Origin of the sequence: Janthinobacterium sp. 13 (assembly GCF_002749695.1) — a bacterium.
Taxonomy (GTDB): Bacteria; Pseudomonadota; Gammaproteobacteria; order Burkholderiales; family Burkholderiaceae_D; genus Janthinobacterium; species Janthinobacterium kumbetense.
The window spans coordinates 4,068,162-4,089,572 of record NZ_PEEQ01000001.1 but is presented as its reverse complement, the minus strand read 5'-3'; the positions used below and the strand labels follow the sequence as shown (position 1 = coordinate 4,089,572).

Below are 21,411 nucleotides of genomic sequence, written 5' to 3'. Positions count from 1 at the left end.
ACCATCAATAACAAGGAAACACGGGATGAACACGACCACCCGCAACGCCCTGGGCGCCAGCTGCGCCCTCGCTCTCGCCTGCTCGGCCCTGGCCGGCTGCGCCAAGCCGACGGCGGCAGCCACGCCTGTCGCCCAATCGATGCATCAGGACGACGGCAGCATCGCCGTCGACAAGATGTCGCCGCTGCGCCAGCGCCTGCAGGTCGCCGCCGTGCTGGAACAGGACGTCGCCACGCAGACGGAGGCGCCGGGCAGCATCGAGGCCATGCCGGAGAAGCTGGTGAAGATCACGCCGCCTCTGGCCGGACGCATCACGCGCTTGCAGCGCGCCCTGGGCGACAGCGTGAAGGCGGGCGATCCGCTGTTCACGCTGGACTCGGCGGAACTGAGCGCCGCCTACGCGGACGACAGCAAAGCCAGGTCCGCCCTGCTGCAGGCGCGCCAGGAACTGGAACGCCAGAAAACCCTGTTCGAGGCGGAAATCGCCGCGCGCAAGGAGTACGAAGCGGCGCAGGCCACTTTTGCGCAAGCCGGCAGCGACGCCCAGGCCAGCGCCGACAAGCTGGCCCAGTACGGAGCAGGAGCGCGCGGGTCGCGCCGCGACTATGTGCTGCGTTCGCCGATCGCCGGCACCGTGATCGCCATGGAAGGCGCCCAGGGCGGCTACTGGAACGATATCAACGCGCCCGTCATGACGGTGGCCGACCTGTCCACCGTGTGGCTGTCGGCCAACGTGGCCGAGAGGGACCTGGCGCACGTGGCCGTGGGACAAAAGACCAGCATCACCGTCGACGCCTGGCCCGGCAAGGCTTTCGAAGGCAAGGTCGCGTATGTGGGCGCCGTGCTCGACCCCGAGACGCGCACGGTGAAGGTGCGCGTGGCCATCGACAACCGCAGCGGCGCCTTCAAGCCCGGCATGTTCGCCCACGCGGGGTTCGCCGGCGCCAGCCGCCGCGCCCTCCTCGTGCCCGCGTCCGCCCTGCTGCAAAGCGGCCCCTCGACGCGCGTAATGGTCGAACGCAGCGCGCTGGTGTTCTCGCCGCGCGCGGTGGAAGTGGGCGCCAGTCATGGCGACCAAGTGGAAATCGTCTCCGGCCTGAAAGCGGGCGAGCGCATCGTCGTCAAGGAAGGAGTGCTGCTCAATGATTGACCGTTTCATCGCCACCTGCTGCCAGCGGCGCGGCATCGTCTGGCTGGTACTGCTGTTCGTCGCCGCCTACGGCGTCTACTGCTGGAAGCAGCTGCCCATCGAGGCGTATCCCGACATCGCCGACGTCACCTCGCAAATCGTCACGCAGGTGCCGGGCCTGGGCGCCGAGGAAATCGAGCAGCAGATCACCATTCCGCTCGAACGCGCGCTGCTCGGCACGCCCGGCATGCACGTGCTGCGCACGCGCAGTCTGTTCGCCCTGTCGCTGATCACGGTGGTGTTCGAGGATGGCAGCGACGGCTACTTCACGCGCGAGCGGCTGCAGGAACGCCTCGCCAGCGTCAACCTGCCGTATGACGCCAAGCCGGGACTCGATCCCTATACCTCGCCCACGGGCGAAATCTACCGCTACACCTTGGAATCGAAAAGCCGCAGCCTGCGCGAACTGTCCGAGCTGCAGTTCTGGACCGTGATCCCGCGCCTGCAGCAGGTGCGCGGCGTGGCCGATGTGAGCAATTTCGGCGGTTTGACCACGCAATTCATGCTGGAACTCGACCCCGCAAAACTCGACAGCTACGGCTTCTCGCTGGCGCAGGTCAAGGACGCCATCAACGCCAACAACATCAGCGGCGGCGGCAGCGTCATCGACCGCGGCCAGCAATCGTACGTGGTGCGCGGCGTGGGCTTGCTGCATTCGCTGGACGACATGGGCAACGTCGTCGTCAGCAGCAAGAACGGCGTGCCCGTGCTGGTGAAGGACCTGGGCAAGCTCGCCTACGGCAACGTGGAGCGGCGTGGCATCCTGGGCAAGGACGACAATCCCGACACCATCGAAGGCATCACCCTGCTACTGAAGGACTTCAATCCGTCCGAAGCGCTGGCCGGCATCCATGCTGCCGTGGACGACTTGAATGCCAATGTGCTGCCGAAGGATGTGAAAGTGGTGCCCTACCTGGACCGCAGCTCGCTGATCGACGCCACCTTGCACACGGTCAGTTACACCCTGGGCGAAGGCATGCTGCTCGTCGCCCTCGTGCTGCTGCTGTATCTGGGCAGCCCGCGCGCGGCCGCCATCGTCGCGCTGACGATTCCGCTGGCCCTGCTGATCGCCTTCATCTTCATGCACCATTTTAAAATTCCCGCCAACCTGCTGTCGCTGGGGGCGATCGACTTCGGCATCCTTGTCGACGGTTCCGTGGTGGTGCTGGAAAACATGCTGCGCCGCCGCGAACGGGAACAGGAACGGCCTCTCACCTTGCAGGACGCCATCGATGCGACCCTGCAGGTGGCACGTCCCATCATGTTCGGCATGGCCGTCATCATCGCCGCTTATTTACCCCTGTTCGCCTTCCAGCGCATCGAATACAAGCTGTTTTCGCCGATGGCGTATGCGGTGGGCGCGGCGCTGGTGGGCGCGCTGGTGGTGGCGCTGGTGCTGATCCCGGGCCTGGCCTGGCTGGCCTTGCGCAAGCCGCGCCGCACCTTCCATAACCGCGCGCTGGACAAGCTGGCGGGCGCGTACGGGCGTTTCCTCGAACGCATGGTGGGCAGGAAGCGCTGGGTGGTGATGGTGTGCGCCGCCTCGCTGGCGTGCCTGGCGCTGCTGGGCGGTAGCATCGGGCGCGACTTCCTGCCCTACCTCGATGAAGGCTCGTTATGGTTGCAGGTGCAGATGCCGCCCGGGATCACCCTGGACAAGGCCTCCGAGATGGCCAGCGAACTGCGGCACGCCGCGCTGGAATTCCCCGAAGTGTCGACCATCGTCACGCAGACGGGGCGCAACGACGACGGCACCGATTACTGGACGCCGTCGCATATCGAGGCGAGCGTGGGCCTGCATCCGTACAAGAGCTGGAAGTCGGGCATGAGCAAGCAGCAGTTGATCGCCAAGATGAACGCGCGCTTCGCCAGCATGCCCGGTGTCACCGTCGCTTTCATGCAACCGATGATCGACGGCGTGCAGGATAAATTGTCGGGCGCGCACAGCGACCTGACGGTGAAAATCTTCGGCAATGACCTCGACGAAGTACGCGGCATCGCCGGCAAGGTGGCAAATGTCCTGAAGACTATCTCCGGCGCCTCCGACGTGGCGGTGGACGTGGAGCCGCCGCTGCCCAACCTGAAGGTGAAACTGGACAGGGCAAAGGCGGCCCGCTACGGCATCAACGCGGCCGACGTGGCCGACCTGATCGCCACCGGCATCGGCGGTGCGCCCATCGGCCAGGTGTACGTGGGCGAGAAAAGCTACGACATCGCCGTGCGCTTCCCGCCGGCCACGCGTTCCAGCCCGGACGCCATCGCCAACTTGAAGCTCAACGCCGCCAACGGCGCGAGGATTCCGCTGGCGCAGGTGGCCACCATCAGCACCACCTCGGGCGAAAGCGTGATCGTGCGCGAAATGGGACGGCGCCACATCATCGTGCGCCTGAATGCCCGCGGGCGCGACCTGGCGAGCTTCCTGGCCGAAGCGCGCCCGCTGGTGGCGCAAGCCGTGGCCGATGAACACCAGCGCATCAGCGTCGAATGGGGCGGCCAGTTCGAAAACCTGCAGCGCGCGCAAAGCCGTCTGGCGCTGATCCTGCCGATGACCCTGGGCGCCATGTTCCTGCTGCTGTTTGGCCAGTTCCGCAACCTGCGCCAGCCCGCGCTGGTCTTGCTGGCCGTGCCGCTGGCCATGCTCGGTGGCCTGGCCGCGCTGCACCTGCGCGGCATGACCTTGAACGTGTCGAGCGCCGTCGGCTTCATCGCCCTGTTCGGCGTGGCCGTCCTGAATGCCGTCCTGATGCTGGCACAGATCAACCGCTTGCGCAGCGACGAGGGAAAAATCCTGCGCGAGGCCGTGCTGGAAGGCGCGCGCGACCGCATGCGTCCCGTACTGATGACGGCCACGGTGGCCGCCCTGGGCCTGACGCCGGCCATGCTGGCGACAGGCCTGGGCAGCGACGTGCAACGCCCGCTGGCCACCGTGGTGGTGGGCGGCCTGGTGACGGCGACCGCGCTCACCCTGCTGCTGTTGCCGGCCCTGTATTACCTGATCGAGGCGCACCTGCAAAAACGCCGGACCGACACCGAAGGAGAGACCCATGACACGTTTTAATGTACTGCTGGCGGCCTGGCTGATTGCTCCATGCGCCATTGCCGCACCCTTGAGCTTTGAAACCTATCTGTCCGCCGTGGAAAGCCACAGCCTGGAATTGCAGGCGCAGCAGGAAGGCATCACCTCGGCCAAGGCCGGCATCGGCATCGCCGGCTTGCGTCCCGATCCCGAGTTTACCCTGGGCGCCACGCGCGAAACCGTGCGCAGCGTCGAACACCGTCCCGTCACGTGGAATCCGGCCATCAGCATGGCCATCGAGACGGGCGGCAAGCGCGCCGCGCGCCTGAAGGCGGCGCACAGCAATGTCGCGCTGGCAGAGGAGACGGTGGCCGGTTTCAGGAGCGAACTGTATGGCACGGCCGCCGCCGCGTTCACGGAAGCTTGCCGCACGCGCGAGGTCCTCGCGCGCAAGGAGCAGACCATGGCGGCCCTGTCGAAGGTAGTCGAGGCGAATACCGTGCGGCGCAAGGCGGGCGACGTGGGCGGCATCGAGCTGCTGCAGTCGCGCGTGGAACGCGACCAGTTCCAGGCCGACCTGGCGCAGGCGCGCAGCGAGGCCGATAGCGCCATGCTGGCCCTGTCGCCGCCGCTGGGGCGCCAGTTCGATGGTCTGTTTCCGCAGGCGCAACTGGCGTGCGACTTCGCCGCGTACGAGGGCGGCGACGCCGGCGTGCTGGTGCCGCAGGCGCTCGAGGCCCGCAACGACGTGCGCATCGCCCGCGCCACGCTGGACAACCTGCGCGACGGTGCGGCGCTGGTGCGCGCCAACCGCGCCGTCGACCCGACCGTGACCGTAGGCCTGGCCGCCGCGCGCGGCTACCATGACGGCATCGACGCCAGCGGCAATCCCGTCGATGGCGCGCCCCGCTCCCGTGCGCTGTCCATCTCGCTGGCCATCCCGATTCCCCTGTCGCGGCGCGACAAGGGCGACGTGGTGCAGGCCGAAGCGGGGGTCACGCAAGCGATGCTGGCCCTGCGCCAGGCGGAGCTGACGGCGGAGACGCAAGTGCGCACGGCGCAGCGACAGCTGCATGCGGCGCAGGACAGGCTGGCGCGCTACCGCGACGGCGTGCTGGTCGATGCGCAAAAGGTGGTCGACGGCATGCGCCTGTCTTACTTCAGCGGCAATGCCTCGCTGCTGGAATGGCTGGCGGCGCAGCGCTCGGCCGACGAAGCGTACCAGGGCTATGTGCAGGCGCGCGCCGATGCGGCCATGGCCAGCACGCAGCTGCAACTGGCGCTTGGCCAGCGGCCGCGCTTGTAGCGGGGGAAGGGGAAACGAGGAGATACCGGCGCGGCGATGCCGCACCGGTCGTCAGGAACGGGGAGTTACTGGGGCTGGGCGGGTGCGTCGCCCTCGGCGGCCGGATCTGCATCGACGTCGGCGTCGTCCGCTTCCGGCTCATCGCCTTCGCCGCCGTCGGCCGGCTTCGGATTGTTCTTCGCTTCCAGCTTGCGTCTGGCTTTTTCCTCGGCTTTCTTCTTCTTTTCCAGCTCTTTTTGCCGTTTTTCGTATTGGAAATTTGTCTTGGCCATTTACTACCTCTTTAGTTTTTTATTGTTACAGATAAGCACATAGGGCACATTATGACGCAGTTGGAGCAAATACAAAATTTTTAGCCGCGCGGATGATGCTGCGCATGCAGCAGTTTCAGCCGTTCGCGGGCCACATGCGTGTAAATCTGCGTGGTGGAAATATCGGAGTGCCCCAGTAACAATTGCACAACACGCAAGTCCGCGCCATGGTTGAGCAAATGCGTGGCGAACGCATGGCGCAAGGTATGCGGCGACAGCGGTGCCGTGATGCCGGCGCTCAGCGCGTGTTTCTTGATGATGACCCAGAACATTTGCCGCGTCATGGCGCCGCCGCGCCGCGTGACGAACAGCGCATCGTCCATCTGCCCATCGAGGATGACGCCGCGCGCTTCCTTCAGGTAGCGCTCGATCCACAGCCGCGCCTGCTCGCCGAACGGCACCAGGCGCGTCTTGCTGCCCTTGCCCGTGATGCGCAGCACGCCATCGTTCAGGCTCAGTTCCACCGATTTCAAGTCCACCAGTTCCGACACGCGCAAGCCGCTCGCATACATGAGCTCCAGCATGGTGCGCTCGCGCAGGCCCAGCGGCGTGCTGACGTCGGGCGCCGCCAGCAAGGCTTCCACTTGCGCTTCGCTCAAGGTGTGCACGAAGCGCGCCGGCTGCTTGGCCGAGACCATCTTCAGGCACGGATCGGCCGCGATATGCTTGTGCCGCAAGGCCAGCTGGTAAAAGCGCTTGAGCACGGACAAGCGCCGGTTCGACGACGTCGCCTTGCTCTCGTCGTGGCGGGCCGCGAAATACGCGTCGATATCAGCCGTGGATACTTCGTACAGGCCCTCGCGCCCGGGCCGGTTCACTTCCAGCCAGCGCGCGAACAGACGCATGTCGCGCCGGTAGGCGTCCAGCGAGTTCTTCGACAGGCCGTCCTCCAGCCACAGGCTGTCGCAAAATTCATCGATCAGGGTAGTGTTGTCGGGCGCCAGCAGGCTGTTCATCATCGTTTGGACCATCCCATGCCCTCGACACCTTCATGCGCCAGCAGCCAGCGCTTGACGCCCAGGTGGAAGCCTGTCGCATCGTCGTGGTGGGCAAAGCCGCCCAGGCCGCCCGCGGCCGTGACCCGGTGGCAGGGGATCACCACGGGAAACCAGTTGGCGCCGCAAGCCTGGCCCACGGCGCGCGGGGCCGAGCCGATCAGGCGCGCCACATCGCCATACGTGCGCACCTGGCCGCGCGGAATGCCGGCAATCGCCGCCCATACGCGCTGCTGGTAGGCGCTGCCCGCGTCTGCCAGCGGCAGGTCGAAGACATAATCGGGATCAAGGAAATAACGCGCCAGTTGCTGGCACGCCCGCTCGGAGACGGCATCCTGCGCGTCTTTTTCCGCGAAGTGCGGCGGCAAATACACCAGTTCGCATAACTGGCCATCCTGCGCGCGCACGCCCATGGCGCCGAACGGCGCGGCCACGATGGCGCTGAACAGTTCACTGCCCTGTTGTTTTTTCATCTGCTGATCATTGTTCAAGTGTGGCATATATACAACCTGCCGGCGCATCTGGCTGCGCCCCGGTGATTATGCACCGACTTTGGGCGTGCCGGCGGACGTTTCCCCCGCACGAAAAAAAAGCGCACCAGACGGTGCGCTTCAAATATTGCTTCACGTTCCCGGTCGTTTGGGTCCGCCGGTGCCGGCTTGTGGCCGCAGACAGCTATGACTCAACAACTTCTGTGAAACGTGTGTCTCCTCAATATATCCCCGGTATCAATACCGTTTTTATAGACCACTCCCCCACTAACCTTGTTACCAATTCTGTCTTTCAGCCTTGCTACCAGGGCGCATATGCATATACGTGTTTCCCCTTAAGGCTGCCCATCATAGCGCATTTATTCGGCCGGATCGACTTTTTTTGCACCATGACGGGGACAACTGTTTTAGTTGTAAATTAAATTTGGCAACCACAGCGAGATTTGTGGTACGTAGGTAATCAGCACGAGGAAGCCCAGCATCGTCAGCAGCCACGGCATCACGGCCACGGTCAGCTCCGAGATGCCCATCTTGGTGATGCCGGACGCCACGTACAGGTTCAGGCCCACGGGCGGATGGCACATGCCCACTTCCATGTTGACCACGATCAAGATGCCGAAGTGCACAGGGTCGATGCCCAGCTTCATGGCCACGGGGAACAGAATCGGCGCCATGATCAGCACGATGGACGACGGTTCCATGACGTTACCAGCCAACAACAGCAGCACGTTGACCACCAACAAGAAGCTGATCACGCCCAGGCCCTTGCCTGTGATCCATTCGGCCATCGCTTGCGGGATGTTTTCGCTGGTCATCAGGAACGAGAACAGCACGGCATTCGTGATGATGTACAACAGCATCGCCGACATGGCGGCCGAATCGAGCAAGACCTTGCCCACTTGCTTGATCTTCAAATCCTTGTAGACGAAGACGGCGATGATGAAGGCATACACGGCAGCCATGGCGGCCGCTTCCGTGGGCGTGAAGGCGCCCGAATAGATGCCTCCCATGACGATGACGATCAACAGCAGGCCCCAGGCGCTCTTCTTGAACGTCACGAAGCGCTCGCCCCAGCTGGCCTTCTGCATGCGCGGATAGTTGTGCTTGCGCGCCAAGAACCACGTGGTCAGGCCCAGCAGCATGGCCAGCATCATGCCGGGAATCACACCCGCCATGAACAGTTTGCCAACGGACGTGTTGGTGCTGACGGAATACATCACCATCACGATCGATGGCGGTATCAAGATGCCCAGGGCGCCCGAGGTGGTGATGACGCCGGCGCCGAAACCGCGCGGATAGCCCTGCTTGACCATGGCCGGCAGGATGATGGAACCGATCGCCACCACGGTGGCGGGGCTGGAACCGGAGACGGCGGCAAACAGCGCGCACGCCATCACGCCGGCCAGCGCCAGGCCGCCATGCCAGTGGCCCACCATGGAGCTGGCGAAGTTGATCATGCGCCGCGCCACCCCGCCATGCGTGAGGAAGTTGCCCGCCAAAATGAAGAACGGGATGGCCATGATTTCGAATTTTTCGATGCCCGTGAAAATCTTCAGGGCCACCGATTCGATGGGCACGCTGGTCATGGTGAACAGAAACGTCAGTACCGTCAGGCCCAGCGAAATGGAAATGGGCATGCCGGTCAGCATCAGCGCCAGCAGCAATACAAAGATGATCAGCGCGTTCATGCCTTGGCTCCTTTTTCTTCAGCCGTCAATTCGTCTTCCAGCCCCTCGACGTGCGAGTGGTCGTGTTTCGGCAAGGCGCCCGTCTTGATGAAATGCACCATCACCTGCAGGAAGCGGAAGCACATCAGGTAGGAACCCAGCGGCACGGCCAGGTAGACCAGCCACATCGGCACTTCCATGTCGGCCGAGGTCTGGTCCGTGTGGCCGATCGACCACACGAAGCTGGCGCCCAGCGTGCCCACGATGCCCGTAAACAGGGCGCCGGCCCCCAGGCCGAAAACGATGAAACGGTCGCGCCAGCGGGGATTCATGCGGTTGATCAAGACGTCGACGCCCACGTGGATGCCCGTGCGCACGCCGTACGCGGCGCCGAACTTGGCCATCCAGACGAACATGTAGATGCACAGTTCCTGGGCCCAGCTGGTATTGATTTGAATCAGGAAGTCTTGCAGGCCGGGGATAGGCAAGCCCGCCAGGTAGCGGTGCACGACCGCGACGAAGATGATGAAGGTGGCGGCGCCCATCAGGGACGCGATCAGCCACTCTTCCAGGTGATCCAGAAATTTCATGGTGGACTTTCAAAGAATGCGGGTACACGCACTCCCGCGCAGGACGCGCAGGAGTCGTTCAAACGGACTGGCAGGGTGCCCTGCCTGCCGCGCCAGGCGGCGCGGCGCGCTACAGCCTGCGGCTTACTTCGCGCTTTCCTTGTTGATGGCCGAGATCAGATCTTTGCCGATGCGCCCTTCCATGGCCTTCTGCACGGGCGCCAGCGCCTTGCGCCACTCGGCCTGCTCCTGCACCGTCAGGGTATAGATCTGCGTCCTGCCCGCCTTCTTGATGGCGTCGAGGGCCTGGTCATTGTCGCGCTGGGCAATGGCTTTTTCAAACGTGGTCGCCTCGCGCATGGCTTTTTCCAGCTGGCCGCGGATTTCGGGCGGCAAGCCATCCCAGAATTTCTTGTTGACGATGACGGCATAGCCCAGGTAACCGTGGTTCGACACGGTCACGTGCTTTTGCACTTCATGCATCTTTTGCGTGTACATATTCGATGGCGGATTTTCCGTACCGTCGACCACGCCCGTCTGCAGCGCCTGATACACTTCCGAGAAGGCCAGCACCTGCGGGTTGGCGCCTAGCGCGCGCATCTGCGCGTCGAGCACCTTGGACGACTGGATGCGCATTTTCAGGCCCTTGAAATCGGCCGGCGTATGCAGCGGCTTGTTGGCCGACATCACCTTGAAGCCGTTATCCCAGTAGGCCAGGCCCGTGATACCCTTGGGTTCCAGTTTCTTCAGCAGGCTCTTGCCGATTTCGCCTTCGGTGACGTTGTACAGCGCCGTCTTGGTGGGGAAGATGTAGGGCAGGTCGAACGCTTCGAATTCCTTTACGCCCAGGGGGCCGAACTTGGCCAGCGACGGCGCCAGCATCTGCACGGCGCCCAGCTGCAGGGCTTCGAGTTCTTCCTTGTCCTTGTACAGCTGGCTGTTCGGGTAGAGTTCGACCTTGACCTTGCCATTCGTGGCTTTCTCGGCCAGCTGCTTGAAGCGCTCGGCGGCCTGGCCTTTCGGCGTATCGGTGGCCACGACGTGGCTGAATTTGATGACGATGGGCGCTTGCGCGTAGGCGTGGACGCCAGCGGTGGCGCCGATGGCGGCGCACAGCGCGACGAACAGGGTTTTCATTGGCGGCAGTTGCATTTTTGTCTCCTGAGTGGTTTTTTAAAAAACTTTATTTTTTGTCTACTTGGATATTGTGCCAAAGAAACTACTCCGGCTATTGTGGTTAACCACAATAGCCGGCTCCCGATAAGCCGCTACCCTGCCAGCCATGCCGACTCCCCCCACCTTTGCGCGCCGCTTCAAGCTATCGAGCCCGATGCGCTGGCTGCTGCCCGTCATCCTGCTGCTGCTGTTCCTGTCCATCCTGTTCTGGCTGCCCTGGCAGGCGCGCCAGATGGAAAGCAACGAACGCCAGGAGCAGCTGATCGCCGACACCCTGTGGGTGGAGCAAACCATCCGCTTCCAGCTGGCGCGCAACGAGGAAAGCCTGTTCAACCTGGGCGTGGACATCGCCAGCGCCTCGCTGGGCGCGGAAAAAGTGCACGAACGGCTGCAGCAGATGCTGCGCAATGGCCGCGAATTGCAGCGCGTGCTGTGGCTCGACACCAGCGGCAAGGTGCTGGCTACCAGCGACAACAGCCTGCCGCATGCGTTGTCGTTTTCGCCGGCCTCTCTGACGGCGGCCGACAATGCGCGCCGCCTGCACCGGGGACAGTACGCCCAGCCTTCGCAGCAAAGCGGCTTTCCCGACGCTCCGCCCGGCGCCATGCTGATGGATTACCACCAGCCCCTGTTCGACGGCCAGCGCTATGTCGGCAGCCTGGTGGCCACCTACCAGATCAGCAGCCTGCTCGATGAAATGGTGCCGTGGTGGTTTGCGCAGGATAACCAGATTTCGCTGATCGACCGCGACGACAAGGTGCTGGCGCGGCGCGCCGCCGCCGGTCCCGGCCACGGCGTGTACACGCACAAGCGCGCGCTCGACGTGCCCGGCGCCACCATCACCCTGTTTACCGACAGCGTGAAAAGCCAGCCCAAGCTGCTGCCCAATCTGCTGGTCGGCTCCGTCATCGCCCTGTCGCTGGGTTTATTATGGAGTCTGCTGGCCCTGTGGCGGCACATCTCGCGCCGCCTGGTGGCCGAAGGCGCGCTGCGCCAGCAGATGCTGTTTCGCACGGCGATGGAAAACTCGCTGGTGACGGGCATGCGCGCGCGCGACCTGGAAGGCCGCGTCACCTATGTCAATCCCGCGTTTTGCCAGATCGTCGGCTATCCGCCCGAGGAAATCCTGGGGCGCCTGCCCCCCATGCCCTACTGGGTGCCCGAGGCGCTGGAAGAATATCAGCAGCGCTTCGTCAAGGCGCTGGCCGGCAATCCCACGCCGCAGTTCGAGACCTATTTCCAGCGCCCGGACGGCACGCGCGTGCCCGTGCTGATCTTCGAGGCCCCGCTGGTGGACAAGAACGGCCAGCAGACGGGCTGGATGGGTTCCGTGCTCGACATCTCGGACCGCAAGCGGGTCGAGGAACTGAATCGCCAGCAGCAGGAAAAGCTGCAAACGAGCTCGCGCCTGGCCACCATGGGCGAGCTGGCGTCGATGCTGGCGCATGAATTAAATCAGCCGCTGGCGGCCATTTCCAGCTACACGACGGGCGCGCTGAACCTGATCCGCCGCGCCATCGACAGCGGCGCGCCCGTCGAGCCGAATACCCTGAAGCCGGCGCTGGAACAGGCCAGCGCGCAGGCGCAGCGGGCCGGCCAGATCATCCGCAGCGTGCACGATTTCGTGCGCAAGAGCGAGCCGCAACGCCAGGATATCGCCATCCGCACCCTGATCGACGGCATCCGCGCGCTGATCGACCTGCAGGCGCGCAAATACTATGTCACCATCCAGGAAGAGCTGCCGCCGGACCTGCCGCTGCTGCGTGCCGATCCCGTGATGATCGAGCAAGTACTGCTGAACCTGACGCGCAACGCCATCGAGGCTATGCAGGATGCGGCGCCGGGACGGCGTATCATGCGCCTGCGGGCCAGCCACGATGCGCAGCAAGGCATGGTGACGGTGGACGTGATCGACCATGGCCACGGCATCCCGCAGGACGTGGCCGAGCGGCTGTTTTCGCCGTTTTTCTCGACCAAGTCCGAAGGCATGGGCATGGGCCTGAACATCTGCCGCACCGCCATCGAATTTCACGGCGGCGCGCTGACCTTCGGCGCCAACCCCGCTGGCGGTACGATCTTTACATTCAGCGTGCCGGCCGCGCCGCGCGCGCCGCACTCGCCTTAACGAATAACGCATAACGACAATCCGGAGACACCATGCTGCACATCATTGACGACGAAGAGGTCGTACGCGACTCCCTGTCCTGGCTGGCCGCCTCGCGCAGCATCGAGGCGCGCAACTACGCCAGCGCCCAGCAATTCCTCGATAGCCTGGACGGCAGTTTCGACGCCGCCGGCGACTGCGTGCTGCTCGACGTGCGCATGCCCGACATGAACGGCATCGCCCTGTTCGACCAGCTGGTCAAGCGCGACCTGACGGCGCGCCTGCCCGTGATTTTCCTCACCGGCCACGGCGACGTGCCGATGGCCGTCGACAGCCTGAAACGGGGCGCCTTCGATTTCTTTGAAAAGCCGTTCAACGACAACGACCTGATGGACCGCGTACAGCAGGGCCTGGCCAACTCGCGCCAGGCGGGCGAACTGGCCGCCGTGCACGCGCGCCTGGCCACCCTGTCGACGCGCGAGCGCGAAGTGCTGGACCTGATTCTGGCGGGGAAGATGAACAAGGTGGTGGCCGACAAGCTGGGCATCAGCATGCGCACCGTGGAAGTCCACCGCGCGCATATCTTCGACAAGATGCAGGTCAAGACGGCGGTGGAGCTTGCGGGGTTGTTGAAGTAGACTGAAATCCGGGGTCAGACCCCGGATCGAGGTTTCAAGTATCTAATCAGTCGTCGTGATGCTCATGGTGCTCTTCCACGCCATGCTTCCAGTAACTGGCCACATGCAGGTGCTGCTTCGGCACCCCGGCGTCGATGAAATGTCCGCGCAAGCCCTGCACCTGCGCATGCTCGCACGCCACCCATACATAGCCATCGCCATCCTGCGGCAAGGCGACCTGCGCCAATTCCTCCAGCAGCAGCGGTCCCTTGCGGCCATGGCGCGCCACCCAGCGCACGTCCAGCTGCGCCGCGCACTCCAACGCGATCTGTTCGCCGTCTTCGACGATCTCGATCACGGCCGTCGCGCGCGCCGTGGCCGGCAGCTGCTCCAGGCGGCGGGCAATGGCCGGCAAGGCCGTCTGGTCGCCCACCAGCACATACCAGTCGAAATCGAGCGGCACCAGCATCGAGCCGCGCGGTCCGCCCACGCCCAGGGTCTGGCCGGGTGCAGCTTGTGCCGCCCAGCTGGCCGCGGGGCCGTCGCCATGCAGCACGAAGTCGATTTCCAGCTCGCGCCGCGCCGCGTCGTAGCGGCGCGGCGTGTAGTTGCGAGCGATGGGACGCGCGCCTTCCGCGTACTGGATGGGATTCGAACCATTGCCCAGCACGGGAAACACGGGCACCGTTTCGCCGGAGGCGGGGAAGAACAGCTTCACGTGGTCGTCGTGCGCCGGCGAGACAAAGCCGTCCAGGTCGTCGCCGGCCAGGGTGATGCGGCGCATGTGCGGCGTCAGCTGCTCGGTGCGCACGACGGTGAGCACGCGCAGTTTCAAGTCATGCCGCACGCGCTCGATGGCATGCGGGCGTGGTGTTGCTGGTGATGCAGTAGTCATGGCTTATCCTTGTAAAGTAGGCTCAGTGGCCGTCGACGATGGCGTTGGCCGCCTGTTCCAGCACGGCCGAGACGCGCTCGGCTTCCGCGTCGCTCCAGTTGGTCTTGTTCAGCAACAGCGCATGCTTGAGGGTGTGCATGGCCTGGCGCACGCGCTCGGGCAAGGCGTTGCGCGCCTGGACGCGGGCAAACATGTCGAGGCGCGCCAGGATGCCGTCCACCTGGGCGCGGTTCTCGTCGAGGTAAGCGCGGCCCAGGTCCGTGATCGTGTAGAGCTTCTTGCCGCTGGCGCTTTCGGAGGACGTCACGTGGTCCTGCTCTTCCAGCAGGGTCAGGGTCGGATACACGGCGCCCGGGCTGGGAGCATAGGCGCCGCCGCAACGCTCTTCGATGGCCTTGATGATTTCATAGCCGTGGCGGGGGCTGATCTCGATCAGCGCCAGCACGATCAGGGGCAGGTCGCCGCGGCCGAAGACGCGCTCGGCCCGTTCGCCGCGCCCGCCCCGGCCACCGGGGCCGCCAGGGCCCATGCCGTCGCCGCGCTCGTCGAAGCCACGCGGACCGCGGCCGTGCAGGTAGTGTTCGTGGCGGTGTTCGCCGTGATGGTGGTGCTGGCCACAATGACCGTGATGATGATGGTGGCCGCCGTGGCCGTGTTCTGCGTGGTGTGAGTTTCTCATGTTTTCTCTTTAAAGATATATCGTTAGTAGGTATCGCCATTTTATAACGATATATCGATAAGTCAAGGAGAAATTTGTTATGCTCGTCTTTCTTCAATCGACACGTCCCTGCCATGCCTGACAAAACCACCGCTGACAAAATGTATGTGAAAAATGCCCAAGCCCTGGCCGTGCTAAATGACGGCGGCGAGCACGATGCCCTGCTGGCGCAGCTGCCGGCCGAGCGGCGGGTGAGTGAAGGAGAAAGCGCCGACTGGATCGTGCTGTTCGCGCGCAGCCGCGCGGAACTGGAACGGTTCCTGCCGGTGGCGCAGGCGCGCCTGGCGCCCGGCGGCGCGGTCTGGGTGGCGTACCGCAAGGGTGGCGTGAAGGCGGGCAGCGACATCCACCGCGACGATATCCGCAATTTTGCGCAAACCATGGGACTCGACAGCGTGGCAATGATCGCCATCGATGCAAACTGGTCGGCGCTGCGCCTGAAGCAGGCTTGATAGGGGGTTAAACGACGCCGTGCAAGGCCAGCGCCCACTCGACGTGCTCCCGCACGATGGCCGATGGGTGCTCGCGGCGCGACAGCAGGGCCGCGACGATGTCGGCCTGGCCCCGGGCCTTGGCGGCCGCGTTGCCCATGCCGACGGCCAGGTTGCGCAGCCAGCGTTCGTGGCCGATGCGGCGAATCGCGCTGCCTTCCATGCGGCGGTTGAATTCTTCTTCCGTCCAGGCGAACAGCTCCACCATGCCGGCGCTGCCCAGGCTGTGGCGCTCGTCGAAATCGGGCACCACGGCGCGCTGAGCGAACTTGTTCCACGGGCAGACGGTCTGGCAATCGTCGCAGCCGTACACCTTGTTGCCGATCAAAGGCCGCATCTCGACGGGAATGGCGCCCTTCAATTCGATGGTCAGGTAGGAGATGCAGCGGCGCGCATCGAGCTTGTGCGGCCCCAGGATGGCTTGCGTGGGGCACACCGTGATGCATGCCGAGCACTGGCCGCAGCGCGGCGTTTCCGGCGGGTCGACCGGCAGCGGCACGTCGATGAGGATCTCGCCGAGGAAAAAGAAGGAGCCGCCCTGGCGGTTGATCAGCAAGGTGTGCTTGCCGCGCCAGCCCAAGCCCCCTTTTTGCGCCAGCTCGACTTCCATCACGGGCGCCGAATCGCTGAAGACGCGGTAGCCGAAGTCGCCGATTTCGCCCTTGATGCGCTCGGCCAGCTGCTGCAGGCGCGAACGCATCACCTTGTGGTAGTCGCGGCCCCGCGCATACACGGAGATCACGGCCGCCGCGGGATCGGCGTCGCGCGCCGCCTCGCGTTCGCGCCAGTCGGGCCCCAGCGCCGGCGGCAGGTAATTCATGCGCGCGCTGATGGCGCGCACCGTGCCCGGCACCAGTTCGGCCGGGCGGGCGCGCTTCATGCCGTGGCTGGCCATGTAATCCATTTCGCCGTGATACCCTGCATCGAGCCAGGCTTGCAAGGGCGCTTCCATGTGCGACAGGTCCACGTCGGCGATGCGCACCTCGGCAAAACCCAGCTCGCGCCCCCATTCTTTAATGGTGCGCGCCAAGGCGGCGAGATCGGTGACGGTGGCGGACATAGGGGACTTTACGGAAAACGGCAGGCGCGCGGGCGGTTACAATGACAGCAGCCTCCATTTTATGCGATACAGAAGATAATGACCGAACACTTCAAAGCCCACCTCCACGACGAAGCCGGCACCGCCGCGCTGGGTGCCGCGCTGGCGCGCGCGCTGGCGCCGGGCCTGGCGATCTACCTGCACGGCGACCTGGGCGCCGGCAAGACGGCCCTCACACGCGCGCTGCTGCACGCGGCCGGCCATGCTGGACACGTGAAAAGCCCCACCTACACCTTGTCCGAACCGTACACGGTGCAGCTCGATGGCCAGAGCGTCAACGTCATCCACTTCGACCTGTACCGCATGGGCAGCGCCGAGGAATTCCTCGACGCCGGTTTTCGCGAAGACTTCGACGGCCGCAATATCTGCATCGTCGAATGGCCGGAGAAAGCCGAACCGGTGCTGCCGCCGGCGGACCTGAATATTTATTTGAACGTTGCGGGTACAGGACGTGATGTAGAATTGCAAGCGTCTTCTGAATTGGGTCTGTCATGCCTTCACCGTCTCAAATTCGCCCCGAACCTTTGATCTCCTCGCCCATCACCCGGCGCACGGTGCTCAAGGCCGGCGGCACCCTGCTGTTGTCCGTGTTCGCGCCCATGTCGGCGATGGCGGCGCAAATTCTCGCCGTGCGCGTCTGGCCGGCCGAGGACTACACCCGCGTCACCCTGGAAAATGACAGCATCCTCAAGGCGACCCACTTCATCGTCAAGGATCCGGAACGACTGGTGGTCGACATCGAAGGCCTGGAACTCAATCCCACCCTGAAGGGCCTGGTGGCGAAGATCCAGTCGAACGACCCGTATATCAAGCAGGTGCGCGTGGGCCAGAACCGGCCCAACGTGGTGCGCCTGGTGTTCGACCTGAAGGAAGAAGTCACGCCGCAGCTGTTTACCCTGCCGCCGGCCGGCTCCTACAACCACCGTTTGATCTTCGACCTGTATCCCGTGCGCGAGCCGGACCTGATCGCGCAGATGATCGAAAAGGGCGACTGGTCGAGCGACCCGGCCAAGCCGCCCATGGCCGGCACGCATACGCCGCCGCCCGCGCTGCCCCTGCCCGAGAGCGGCAAGCCGCCCGTGGCCGCCGTGGCACCGCCGGTAGCGCCCATCGTGCCGCCCGTAACCGATATCCGTCCGGAGCAGCGCCCCGAAGCGCGCCCGCTGCCGGGCCAGAAAGTGGTGCGCATGATTACCATCGCGCTCGATCCCGGCCACGGCGGCGAAGACCCGGGCGCCATGGGCAGCCGGGGCAGTCGCGAAAAAGACGTGGTACTGGCCATCGCCAAGCGCCTCAAGACCAAGCTGGAACTGCAGCCCAACATGCGCGTCATGCTCACGCGCGACGCCGACTTCTTTGTCCCGCTGGGCATGCGCGTGGAAAAGGCGCGCAAGGTGCAGGCCGACCTGTTCGTCTCCATCCACGCCGACGCCTTCATCCAGCCGACGGCGCGTGGCTCGTCCGTGTTCGTGCTGTCCGAAAAGGGCGCCACCTCGACGGCCGCGCGCTGGCTGGCAAACAAGGAAAACCAGGCCGACCTGATCGGCGGCGTCAACGTGAAGAACCACGACAAGCAGCTGGCCAGCGTGCTGCTCGACCTGTCGACGACGGCGCAGATCAATGACAGCATGAAGCTGGGCAAGGCCGTGCTGCGCGAAATCGGCGGCATCAACCGCCTGCACAAGGGTTCCGTCGAGCAGGCCGGCTTCGCCGTGCTGAAGGCGCCCGACATTCCCTCCATCCTGATCGAGACGGCGTTCATCTCGAACCCGGAAGAAGAAGCCAAGCTGACCGACAACGGCTACCAGGACCAGATGGCCGACGCCATCGTCACGGGCATCAAGAATTACTTTGCCAAGAATCCGCCGCTGGCGAAAAGCCGCCTGACCTGACATGAAAGCCTAGCATGAGCAACAGCACTTTTGGCCAGCTGCCGGCCGTGACCATCCGCGCCGCCGACGGCGCGCAGGCGACCGTCACCCTGTACGGCGGCCACCTGGTCTCGTGGCGGACCAGCGATGGCCAGGAGCGCCTGTTCTGCAGCCGCGCATCGAGCCTCGATGGCAGCCGCGCCATCCGTGGCGGCGTGCCCGTGATCTTCCCCCAGTTCGGCGCGCGCGGCACGGGCATGCGCCACGGCTTTGCGCGCGTGGCGACGTGGCAGCTGGAATCGACGGGCGACGCCGATGGCGCAGCCTGGGCGCAATTTGTCCTGACCCAGGCCGACTTGCCGGAAGCGATCGCCGCCACCTGGCCCTGGGCCTTCACCCTGCGCCTGCGCGTGGCCGTCAAGGCACAGGCGCTGGAACTGCACCTGTCCGTGCACAACACGGGCGGGCAGGCGTTTCCATTCTCGGCCGCCCTGCACAGCTATTTTGCGATCGATCAGTTGAGCGAGGCGCGCGTGGGCGGCTTGCAGCGCGTGCGCTATTCGGACGAGACGCCGCAGGATGCCCTGCAAGCGGAAGAATTCCTGCAATTTGACGACAAGCTGGACCGCATCTACTACCAGCTGCCGGGCGCCCTGAGCCTGCAGTCCGGCAGCCACACCTTGCGCCTGGAGCAGCAGGGCTTTACGGATGCCGTCGTGTGGAACCCGGGCGCGCAAGACGCGGCCGCCCTGCCCGACCTGGCCGATGACGAACAGCCGCGCTTCATCTGCATCGAGCCGGCGCTGATCCAGCCCGATACGCTGGCTGCCGGCGCCGAGTGGACCGGCCGCCAGCACCTTGAATTTACCTAAGAGTGACTGAACAAGTCCAGGGCTAGGCGCCTCGCCGAAGGCAGTACGCATGTACGACGAGGCGGGGTAACAACACCATGGGCTTTTCGCAGGCGCGCTTAATTTGATTCCTTGATGATGCGGCCGTTGGCAGGCTGGATCGGGCGCGCATTCAAGGGATACAGACGGCTGAACAGCGCCATCTGCGCCGGCGAAGCCTGCACCGGCTGCTTCATCACCATCCACAGCACGCCTTCGCTGCAAGGCGGCTCCGTCATCGATCCCATGTAGGTGTAGTAATCGCGCCGTGTCGGCAGCATCTCGGCCGGGTCGAGCAGGATGGTCGGCTGCATGGTCTCGAATTTTTCCAGCGGCAGATTGTTCCACACGGTCTGGATGGTCGCCTGCGGCGCGCCCCGTTCCAGCAGCAGCGCCAGCACGGCTTGCCGGCCTTCCGCATCGCGGTGCACCAGGTGCACCACCATCTCGAATGCCTTGCCATTGATGCGCTCTTCGGACGGACGATGGAAATGGAATTGCTGCAGCTCGAACATGCGGTTCTGCACCGTGATGTAATTGCCGCCGCTGACGCCCACCTGCACCGTGTGGCCATTGTCGACCACATTGAACGACGACGGGTGGTAGTCAAAGCTGATCTGCTCGAGTTCCACCTTCATGCCATCGCGGATGTCGATCGGCGACTGGCGGTTGCCATTGCCGCACTTGGCCCAGTCGACATTGATCTTGCTCCAGTTGGACGGGCCGCTGTCGCCCTCGTACGACCAGTGCGTACCGCGCGGCACGGGTGGCGGTGGCGGCGGCGCGGCCTTCACCACGGCGGCGCGCTTGGCGCGGGCGGCGGCGCGGGCCGCCTGGGTGGCGCGCATTTCCGCCAGGCGCGCCGCGATGCGTTCGGACAGGTCGACTTCGGCCGCTTCTTCCTTCTCGCGCGCCGTCGGCGCGACGACGACAGGCGCCTTGGCCTCCTTGCCCTTCACCGATTCGGTCAGGGTTTTCATGGCGGCCGCACGCGCCGACGCCGACATGGGCGCGGATGCAGCGGCGCTCGCCGAAGCGGGGGCATCTTTGGCGCTTGCCATGGCCGCCATCGCGGCAAGGCTGCAAGCTAACAGGGCGCTCAAATGTCGCATGGAAATCCAGAAAGTGAGAATACCCTCTGGTTTACGGCTGGAAAGCAACAAAACTTGAATCAGGGCGGGAGCAAAACAGAAACAAGACAGAGAAAAACGGGATCCGGGGCCGGCTGCGGGCTGTGCCGCAGCGCACTGGCCCCGGATCCATGCGGCCTTACGCCGACTTGCCGACCATACGCTTGTAGAGTTTCCACATGCCGCCCAGCACCACCGGCACGACGGCGGCGCCGACTCCGATCAGCACGATCAAGGTCAGGTGGTCGCGGATCCATGGGATATTGCCGAAGAAGTAACCGGCCGTCACCAGACCGACCACCCACAACAGGGCGCCCGTCACGTTGTACATCTGGAAGCGCGCATGCGTCATGTCGGAAATGCCGGCCACGAACGGCGCGAAGGTGCGCACCACCGGCACGAAACGGGCCAGGATGATGGTCTTGCCACCGTGCTTTTCAAAGAATTCATGCGTGCGGCGCATGGCATCCTTGTTGATCCAGCGGTAATCGTGGGTAAACACCCTTTGCCCGATGGCCTCGCCTATCCAGTAATTGAGCGTGTTGCCCGTGACGGCGGCCGTCACCAGCAAGGCTATCAGCAAGCCCAGGTGCATCTGTCCCGTCGCGCAAAACGCGCCGGCGATAAACAATAAGGTATCCCCAGGGAAGAAAAACAGCACCACGAGGCCTGTTTCGCAAAAAATAATGGCAAACAGCACTGCATACACGAGGGTACCGTACTGCTCGATCAAGAGACCCAGCGTCTTGTCGACATGCACGATCATGTCGAGGAATTGCACAAAATCCATATATTTTTCCCTAAAGGTAGCGGCGGAATCATACACCACCCGGCCAGCGCAACGGCAGTCCCCAGGCCGATATTTCGTGATTAATT

At 64.3% G+C, this 21,411-nt stretch carries 21 protein-coding genes; 10 read left to right on the top strand and 11 right to left on the bottom strand.

Features of this window, described 5'->3' with window-relative positions; all coding sequences use genetic code 11:
- Positions 1–25 precede the first annotated feature (25 nt).
- Genes CLU94_RS17945 through CLU94_RS17935 form a run of 3 tightly spaced genes read left to right on the top strand, consistent with a single transcriptional unit; the run spans position 26 to position 5,511 of the window.
- Positions 26–1,150: an efflux RND transporter periplasmic adaptor subunit gene (locus CLU94_RS17945; protein ID WP_099666608.1), complete on the top strand. Its 1,125-nt coding sequence runs from the start codon at positions 26–28 to the stop codon at positions 1,148–1,150.
- Complete coding sequence (locus CLU94_RS17940) at positions 1,143–4,247, top strand: efflux RND transporter permease subunit (protein WP_099666607.1); 3,105 nt, start codon at positions 1,143–1,145, stop codon at positions 4,245–4,247. The genes CLU94_RS17945 and CLU94_RS17940 overlap by 8 nt, the downstream gene beginning before the upstream one ends.
- Entirely contained in the window at positions 4,234–5,511 is a 1,278-nt protein-coding gene (locus tag CLU94_RS17935; protein WP_099666606.1) for a TolC family protein, read from the top strand. The genes CLU94_RS17940 and CLU94_RS17935 overlap by 14 nt, the downstream gene beginning before the upstream one ends.
- A gap of 65 nt (positions 5,512–5,576) precedes the next feature.
- Here the strand turns inward: CLU94_RS17935 and CLU94_RS17930 are convergent, their stop codons facing one another.
- The 6 genes from CLU94_RS17930 to CLU94_RS17905 all read right to left on the bottom strand — a co-directional run bounded on the left by CLU94_RS17930 (position 5,577) and on the right by CLU94_RS17905 (position 10,681).
- Positions 5,577–5,783, bottom strand: a complete 207-nt coding sequence (locus CLU94_RS17930) for a hypothetical protein (protein ID WP_070257461.1) — start codon at positions 5,781–5,783, stop codon at positions 5,577–5,579.
- An 80-nt stretch (positions 5,784–5,863) separates the two neighbouring features.
- Complete coding sequence (gene xerD / locus CLU94_RS17925; protein ID WP_251351763.1) at positions 5,864–6,781, bottom strand: site-specific tyrosine recombinase XerD; 918 nt, start codon at positions 6,779–6,781, stop codon at positions 5,864–5,866.
- Complete coding sequence (locus tag CLU94_RS17920; protein ID WP_099668372.1) at positions 6,778–7,290, bottom strand: methylated-DNA--[protein]-cysteine S-methyltransferase; 513 nt, start codon at positions 7,288–7,290, stop codon at positions 6,778–6,780. Before CLU94_RS17920 ends, xerD begins: the two co-directional genes overlap by 4 nt.
- 425 nt (positions 7,291–7,715) lie before the next feature.
- Positions 7,716–8,996 carry a TRAP transporter large permease gene (locus tag CLU94_RS17915; RefSeq protein WP_099666605.1) on the bottom strand — a complete coding sequence of 427 codons (1,281 nt, stop codon included), beginning with the start codon at positions 8,994–8,996 and terminating at the stop codon, positions 7,716–7,718.
- On the bottom strand, positions 8,993–9,565 hold the full coding sequence (locus tag CLU94_RS17910) for a TRAP transporter small permease (RefSeq protein ID WP_099666604.1): 573 nt from the start codon (positions 9,563–9,565) through the stop codon (positions 8,993–8,995). Before CLU94_RS17910 ends, CLU94_RS17915 begins: the two co-directional genes overlap by 4 nt.
- 123 nt (positions 9,566–9,688) lie before the next feature.
- Positions 9,689–10,681, bottom strand: coding sequence for a TRAP transporter substrate-binding protein (locus tag CLU94_RS17905; protein ID WP_099668371.1), 993 nt, complete (start codon positions 10,679–10,681; stop codon positions 9,689–9,691).
- Positions 10,682–10,826: 145 nt separating this feature from the next.
- On the opposite strand from CLU94_RS17905, the gene CLU94_RS17900 reads away from it, so the two are divergent.
- Positions 10,827–12,845 (top strand): sensor histidine kinase, encoded by a 2,019-nt coding sequence (locus CLU94_RS17900; protein ID WP_257218862.1) that lies wholly within the window; start codon positions 10,827–10,829, stop codon positions 12,843–12,845.
- 32 nt (positions 12,846–12,877) lie between these two features.
- Positions 12,878–13,462 (top strand): response regulator transcription factor, encoded by a 585-nt coding sequence (locus tag CLU94_RS17895; RefSeq protein ID WP_034780029.1) that lies wholly within the window; start codon positions 12,878–12,880, stop codon positions 13,460–13,462.
- A gap of 46 nt (positions 13,463–13,508) precedes the next feature.
- Here the strand turns inward: CLU94_RS17895 and CLU94_RS17890 are convergent, their stop codons facing one another.
- Positions 13,509–14,336, bottom strand: coding sequence for a siderophore-interacting protein (locus CLU94_RS17890; protein WP_099666602.1), 828 nt, complete (start codon positions 14,334–14,336; stop codon positions 13,509–13,511).
- Positions 14,337–14,358: 22 nt separating this feature from the next.
- Entirely contained in the window at positions 14,359–15,015 is a 657-nt protein-coding gene (locus tag CLU94_RS17885) for a PadR family transcriptional regulator (RefSeq protein ID WP_099666601.1), read from the bottom strand.
- Positions 15,016–15,161: 146 nt separating this feature from the next.
- On the opposite strand from CLU94_RS17885, the gene CLU94_RS17880 reads away from it, so the two are divergent.
- Positions 15,162–15,506, top strand: coding sequence for a DUF3052 family protein (locus CLU94_RS17880; protein ID WP_180278693.1), 345 nt, complete (start codon positions 15,162–15,164; stop codon positions 15,504–15,506).
- A 7-nt stretch (positions 15,507–15,513) separates the two neighbouring features.
- Here the strand turns inward: CLU94_RS17880 and queG are convergent, their stop codons facing one another.
- On the bottom strand, positions 15,514–16,605 hold the full coding sequence (queG, locus tag CLU94_RS17875) for a tRNA epoxyqueuosine(34) reductase QueG (RefSeq protein ID WP_099666599.1): 1,092 nt from the start codon (positions 16,603–16,605) through the stop codon (positions 15,514–15,516).
- A 78-nt stretch (positions 16,606–16,683) separates the two neighbouring features.
- Here queG and tsaE point away from each other — a divergent pair, with 78 nt between their 5' ends.
- Genes tsaE through CLU94_RS17860 form a run of 3 tightly spaced genes read left to right on the top strand, consistent with a single transcriptional unit; the run spans position 16,684 to position 19,387 of the window.
- Positions 16,684–17,172 carry a tRNA (adenosine(37)-N6)-threonylcarbamoyltransferase complex ATPase subunit type 1 TsaE gene (gene tsaE / locus CLU94_RS17870; protein WP_034780043.1) on the top strand — a complete coding sequence of 163 codons (489 nt, stop codon included), beginning with the start codon at positions 16,684–16,686 and terminating at the stop codon, positions 17,170–17,172.
- The gene (locus CLU94_RS17865) at positions 17,136–18,536 is read left to right on the top strand and encodes an N-acetylmuramoyl-L-alanine amidase (protein ID WP_099666598.1); all 1,401 of its coding nucleotides are present in this window, start codon (positions 17,136–17,138) and stop codon (positions 18,534–18,536) included. The genes tsaE and CLU94_RS17865 overlap by 37 nt, the downstream gene beginning before the upstream one ends.
- Positions 18,537–18,550: 14 nt before the next feature.
- On the top strand, positions 18,551–19,387 hold the full coding sequence (locus CLU94_RS17860) for a D-hexose-6-phosphate mutarotase (RefSeq protein ID WP_099666597.1): 837 nt from the start codon (positions 18,551–18,553) through the stop codon (positions 19,385–19,387).
- A gap of 98 nt (positions 19,388–19,485) precedes the next feature.
- Here CLU94_RS17860 and CLU94_RS17855 read toward each other — a convergent pair whose 3' ends face one another.
- Complete coding sequence (locus CLU94_RS17855) at positions 19,486–20,385, bottom strand: carbonic anhydrase (protein WP_305055851.1); 900 nt, start codon at positions 20,383–20,385, stop codon at positions 19,486–19,488.
- On the opposite strand from CLU94_RS17855, the gene CLU94_RS28730 reads away from it, so the two are divergent.
- On the top strand, positions 20,384–20,575 hold the full coding sequence (locus tag CLU94_RS28730; protein WP_251351786.1) for a hypothetical protein: 192 nt from the start codon (positions 20,384–20,386) through the stop codon (positions 20,573–20,575). The genes CLU94_RS17855 and CLU94_RS28730 overlap by 2 nt on opposite strands.
- 99 nt (positions 20,576–20,674) lie before the next feature.
- Here CLU94_RS28730 and CLU94_RS17850 read toward each other — a convergent pair whose 3' ends face one another.
- A complete protein-coding gene (locus tag CLU94_RS17850) occupies positions 20,675–21,325 on the bottom strand; it encodes a VTT domain-containing protein (protein ID WP_071075583.1) in 651 nt (216 codons plus the stop codon).
- Positions 21,326–21,411 lie beyond the last annotated feature (86 nt).